6 protein-coding genes, 1 tRNA gene and 1 pseudogene are annotated in these 5,313 nt (G+C 54.6%); 6 read left to right on the top strand and 2 right to left on the bottom strand.

Translation table 11 applies throughout. The features are described 5' to 3' along the window. Positions 1-125 precede the first annotated feature (125 nt). Positions 126-932: a hypothetical protein gene (locus tag ACR0BZ_RS19575; RefSeq protein ID WP_480539485.1), complete on the bottom strand. Its 807-nt coding sequence runs from the start codon at positions 930-932 to the stop codon at positions 126-128. Positions 933-1,430: 498 nt separating this feature from the next. Here ACR0BZ_RS19575 and ACR0BZ_RS19570 point away from each other — a divergent pair, with 498 nt between their 5' ends. The 6 genes from ACR0BZ_RS19570 to ACR0BZ_RS19545 all read left to right on the top strand — a co-directional run bounded on the left by ACR0BZ_RS19570 (position 1,431) and on the right by ACR0BZ_RS19545 (position 4,558). Beyond that, entirely contained in the window at positions 1,431-2,306 is an 876-nt protein-coding gene (locus ACR0BZ_RS19570; RefSeq protein ID WP_480921053.1) for a carbon-nitrogen hydrolase family protein, read from the top strand. 91 nt (positions 2,307-2,397) lie between these two features. Next, on the top strand, positions 2,398-2,616 hold the full coding sequence (infA, locus tag ACR0BZ_RS19565) for a translation initiation factor IF-1 (protein ID WP_005978431.1): 219 nt from the start codon (positions 2,398-2,400) through the stop codon (positions 2,614-2,616). 11 nt (positions 2,617-2,627) lie between these two features. Beyond that, positions 2,628-3,206, top strand: a complete 579-nt coding sequence (locus ACR0BZ_RS19560; RefSeq protein WP_480507479.1) for a Maf family protein — start codon at positions 2,628-2,630, stop codon at positions 3,204-3,206. Further along, a complete protein-coding gene (locus ACR0BZ_RS19555) occupies positions 3,203-4,225 on the top strand; it encodes a ribonuclease E/G (protein WP_480921052.1) in 1,023 nt (340 codons plus the stop codon). Before ACR0BZ_RS19560 ends, ACR0BZ_RS19555 begins: the two co-directional genes overlap by 4 nt. Beyond that, on the top strand, positions 4,222-4,404 hold the full coding sequence (locus ACR0BZ_RS19550) for a DNA gyrase inhibitor YacG (RefSeq protein ID WP_480473599.1): 183 nt from the start codon (positions 4,222-4,224) through the stop codon (positions 4,402-4,404). Before ACR0BZ_RS19555 ends, ACR0BZ_RS19550 begins: the two co-directional genes overlap by 4 nt. 79 nt (positions 4,405-4,483) lie before the next feature. Further along, a tRNA-Phe gene (locus tag ACR0BZ_RS19545) sits at positions 4,484-4,558 on the top strand. A gap of 517 nt (positions 4,559-5,075) precedes the next feature. Here ACR0BZ_RS19545 and ACR0BZ_RS19540 read toward each other — a convergent pair. Continuing rightward, positions 5,076-5,249 (bottom strand): annotated as a pseudogene (locus tag ACR0BZ_RS19540) (recombinase zinc beta ribbon domain-containing protein); the annotation flags it as partial. Positions 5,250-5,313: the final 64 nt, after the last annotated feature.

The raw sequence follows: 5,313 nt of genomic DNA, 5'->3' as shown, positions 1-5,313 counted from the left end.
AATTCGTCCGTCCGTTTCAGTCCCATAGTTCGTCTCCTTTGTTGCAATAAATGCTATCAAAGGAGCGGCATCAAACCGCGACACGTCCACTTTTGGATTCCCCGAAGCTTGGTTCCCACCTAAAATTATTCATCTGGTTCCTCAGTCAGCGTGGCAGTCCCCTCTACTCCGCGATACCAAGGCGCAACCGTTGTAGACGGGGTTTGCTGTGATTTAGGCTGAATTCCACTTTGGCCCTTGCCACAAAAACCTGTTTTTGAGTTATAGTTTTTCTTGGAAAACTTGATTGTTGCTTTGTTTATGGAAGTGCTCTTCGAGGATGTACCCGCACCAATACTAAATGGAGGAAACTCAAAGCTACCCCCAAATTGAGCGTCATAGATGTATTTGAACTCAAAGTCCGTCGTCAGCCCATCAGTCTTTGTCCTAAGGGCGGCTGGTGTGCCATCGAACACCCTTCGGGCAGCGATAACATCTCGACGTACAAGAAACAGATAGAGGGCCATCTCATTTCCAATGTCGAACAGTTGCAGAGGGATTTCATCTTCGTTGAATCCTTTCCATCCGCTGTCAGACTGGATTTCTCTGCTGTAATCGGGTGTTTTCTCGATAACAACAAGGTTTGTGTTGACGTTGGTTTCCGTGAACTTGGTGGTCAGAGAAAGCCCAGTTGGAAGGCTCGCACCACCCTCGGCGTTGCCACTCCTGGATTCTATCGCACTCATTTTGATAGTGACGTTTTCGAGACAAACCCCGATTGGGTTGGGCTTAATTTCTGGGTTCGCCGCCAACTCATTGATTGCGCTTTGATAAACACTCAAGTTTTTGTCGACCGAGCCGATAAAGTCATTAATGCTAATATTGCTTGATCTTGGAACGACAAACGCACAACCAAAAAGTGCAAGAAAACAAATCAGACTAGGAAATTTCATCAAAGTAATCCCCCAAAAAAACAATAAAATAATCTGGGTACGCTATCCGCAATGCAGGTATTTTGCAACTTCTATCCCAAAAGCAAAAATGCCCAACCGCAAGGGTTGGTTTAGATGATGGGCCGGTATATGGACAAGAAATTCTCGGGTTAAAATCCTTTCCTGATTTGAGAATATCGCGCCCGTCCCCCCAGGGTCAGGATCAAGCACCCTCCAGATCTTCGTAAATACTGATCTGATAAATTTCGGCGGAGCGATTGCGCGGAAGAAGCTTCTACCCGAAGCTTTATAAGTTTCCATTTCGGGGAAAACGCTGGGCAAAAATAGTGCCCACATTCCACAGTGGAATGTAGCCTGAGTGCTTGAATGGAGAAAATGACCATCGGCTGCCTAGAGCTCTTCCACCCCCCTCCTTCCCCCCCAGAACCAGATTGAACTGTACACGCGGCGGCTCTCACGGTTTAGTGCCACGACACATCGGCTCAGAGGATCCCATCAATGAAAGTCGCAACCGCCGCATATGATCTCGACTGGCTCGACAGCTGGGCGCAGTACGAGGACAAGCTGGACCGATGGGTTGCCGAAGCTGCCGGGCAGGGGGCCGGGCTGCTGGTGTTCCCCGAATACGGCGCGATGGAGGTGTCGACGCTTGATGGGGCCGAGGTGGCGGGTGATCTGGAACGCTCGATCCGCGCGGTTTCGGACCGGTTCGAGGATGTACAAAATTTGCACTCGCGCCTCGCAAGCGCGTACAAAACGTACATTCTGGGTGCATCGGCCCCGGTTGTGGATGGGTTCGGCCGCCCGGTGAACCGCGCCGCGTTCTACGCCCCGGACGGTGGCCGCGACCATCAGGACAAGCAGATCATGACCCGCTTTGAACGCGAGGACTGGGACATTGCGCCGGGTGGTCCGCTCAAGCTGTTCGACACCGCGCTGGGCAAAATCGGTGTTCTGATCTGTTATGACAGCGAGTTTCCCTTGCTGGGCCGCGCACTCAGCGAAGCGGATATGATCCTTGTTCCGTCCTGCACCGAAGCGCTGTCGGGATATTGGCGTGTTCGCATTGGATCGATGTCAAGAGCCTTGGAAAATCAATGTGTTACGGTCATGTCATCGCTGGTCGGAGCCAACGGCTGGTCCGAAGCTGTGGATATGAACACCGGCATGGGCGGCGTTTTCGGCCCGCCGGACAAGGGGTTCCCAGCCACCGGAGTGCTGGCCGAGGGCACTCTGAATCAGCCCGGCTGGACCTATGCGGATGTCGACCTGTCTGCCATCGCAGAGGTTCGCGCCGATGGCCATGTGCTGAACCGGACCCATTGGCCAGAGCAGGACGCCCGAGTCGAAACGGTCACATTATCCACTCTTTAGATGAATCCGCCCTTGAAATAAGGGAAAAATAGGCTCATTTAAGCGCACACCCCCGCAGATTCTGCGGGCGCAACCTAATGATGGAGACAACATGGCCAAGGAAGATACGCTCGAATTTCCCGGTGTCGTGAAGGAACTCCTGCCTAATGCGACGTTTCGGGTCGAGCTGGAAAACGGCCATGAAATCATCGCACATACGGCAGGAAAGATGCGCAAGAACCGCATCCGTGTTCTGGCCGGCGACAAGGTTCAGGTCGAGATGACCCCCTATGATCTGACCAAGGGTCGGATCAACTACCGCTTCAAATAACGTCTGCCGAGATGGCGTTTATCCTGGGATCGGGCAGCCCAAGGCGGCTGGACCTGCTGGCGCAGCTTGGCGTGCAGCCCGACGCCATCCGTCCCCCTGACATCGATGAAACACCGCTGAAGGGTGAGCTTCCTGTTCCGTATTGCAGCCGTATTACGCGTGAAAAAGTAAAGGCAGTTCAATCGGATAGCGACGACATCACGCTTTGCGCGGACACGACTGTTGCACTGGGGCGGCGTATTCTGGGCAAGCCTGAGGATGAGGGCCAAGCCGCAGAGTTCCTGTACGCTCTGTCCGGTCGCCGCCACCGGGTGATCACTTCGGTCGCCGTTCGGCGCGGGGATCGCATCCTGCAACGCGATGTCGTCTCGCAGGTCAAGGTCAAACGCCTGTCGGACGTTGAAATCAACGCTTACCTGGCGACCGGTGATTGGCAGGGCAAAGCCGGGGCCTACGCGATCCAGGGCCCTGCTGGCGCATTCATCCCATGGATTTCGGGCTCGTTCACTGGCATCGTGGGGCTGCCCCTGTCCGAGACCGCCGCCTTGCTGCAAGGGATCGGCTACCCACTATATCGCGAGGCATCATGAAGGGTCGCACCATCGTTCTGGACCATATCCAAGGCCGTGAGGCCGCGGCATTAATGGTCGACGGAAAGCTTGATGATCTCCTGATTGCCGCCGACGCGCCGGCACCGGGCACCATCTATCGCGCCCGCGCCGATCGTCCGGTCAAGGGGCAGGGCGGCATGTTCCTGACGACACCCGACGGCCCGGCTTTTCTTCGACAGGTCAAAGGGTTAGCGCCGGGTGCCACGCTTCTGGTGCAGGTGGGCGGATATGCCGAGCCCGGCAAGGCCATCCCTGTAACCAACCGAATCCTGTTCAAAAGCCGCTTTGCCATTGTCACACCCGACGCACCGGGCCTGAACATCTCGCGCAGCATCAAGGATGAAGACAAGCGGGATCAACTGCTTGAAATCGCGCATGAACAAATGGGCGACAGCCCCTACGGGTTGATCCTCCGCTCCTGCTGCATGGATGCGGATGCCGGTGACATTGCCGACGACATTTCGGCCATGCTTGCGCAAGCTGAACAAGTGATGACGGACGAAGGGTCCGACGTCGAACTGCTGAGCGAAGGTGACAGCCCGCATATTCTGGCATGGCGCGACTGGACCGATCCTGCCGAGGTTGTGACGAAAACCGGCAGTTTTGAAACCCATGGTGTGCTGGACGCGCTGGATGTCGCCCGTGGCATTTCCGAACCTCTCCCCGGAGGCGGATATCTTTTTATCGAACCGACCCGCGCATTGGTGGCCGTTGACGTGAACACAGGCGCGGATACGTCGCTGGCGGCAGGAACAAAAGCCAACTTCGCTTGTGCCAAAGCTCTGCCACGTGCATTGCGTGTGCGCGGGCTGGCGGGGCAGATCACACTGGATCTGGCTCCGATGCCCAAGAAAGACCGCCGAGGGTTCGAATCCGCCCTGCGTGGGGCCTTCAAGTCGGACCCGGACGAGACGATACTGGCGGGATGGACACCTCTGGGGCATTTCGAGTTGCAGCGCAAACGCAGCCGGTTACCTGTCGCAGAGATCCTGAAATGAGCTGTCCGATCTGCGGAGAAGAAACGCAAAAGAAGTTCCGCCCGTTCTGTTCGAAACGCTGCGCAGACATTGATCTGGCCAAGTGGCTGAACGGCTCTTACGCGGTCCCGTCTCAGCGCGAAGACGACCCTGAGACCGAGGCCGATGCGGACGAACGCAATACAATGCGACCGCACTGAAAAAATGTAAAAAAGCCTCTGGACACTGCCGGTAGCAAGTCATAGAACGCCTCCACCCAACGACAAACGTCGTTCCCGTGCCCGGGTAGCTCAGGGGTAGAGCAGTGGATTGAAAATCCTCGTGTCGGTGGTTCGATTCCGCCCCCGGGCACCATCACTTCCATACCAAGAGGATTTTCTCCCCTTTCTGATGGATTGAACAGGCTTTCGAAGTCCCCATAAAGATCAATATCTCGACCTTTCGGATCATCCTTGGGGTATATGATGATTTCGTCGATCAAATCGCGAACAGCCGTCATGATTTCTTTCTTGTAAGCGTAGTTGTCCTCAAGTGAATTAACCAACAAGCTGTCGATCACTCGTGTATATCTAGAAACGGCTTCATCAGGATCGACAGAGATTGGTTCGGGAGAGTTTCTCAGTTGTAACTTCTTTGATCTCTCTTCTTCATCAAGTTCCAGCAATCTTACTTCTATGGCATCTGGTTCCACGCCGCGCTCAAGAAGAAAGAAAAGTTTGCGCCGTGCATCAGCTATTTGCTTAAGCCTCCTCTGGAGTCTCGGGCGTGTGTCATCAAGAGTGGCCAAACACTTCTTTAAATCTGAGTTGTATTTCCTTACGGCAACTTTCACCAAATCGCTGCGAAGTAAGTGTTTCCTCAGAGCGTAGAGTATGCAGTTGTCGATTATTGACCGAGAAATCATTCGCCTGTTTGAGCACGTAGAGCGCTCTCGACGCGCGCTACAGCCAAATTTGACATACTTTCCACCACCATTGGAAATAAAAGACGATCCACAAACGCCACACTTCAGAAGGCCGTGAGCAGCCTCATCTGACTGGTCCAAGTTGATTGTTAGTGCATCATCGGCCTGTGATCCATCGGGATGATGGTTTCAGGTGCCGGCGGGC

The sequence above is a fragment of the Ruegeria sp. P8 genome, assembly GCF_056534665.1.
The sequence above is the reverse complement of the archived record's forward strand: the minus strand, read 5'-3'. Positions and strand labels throughout refer to the sequence as shown.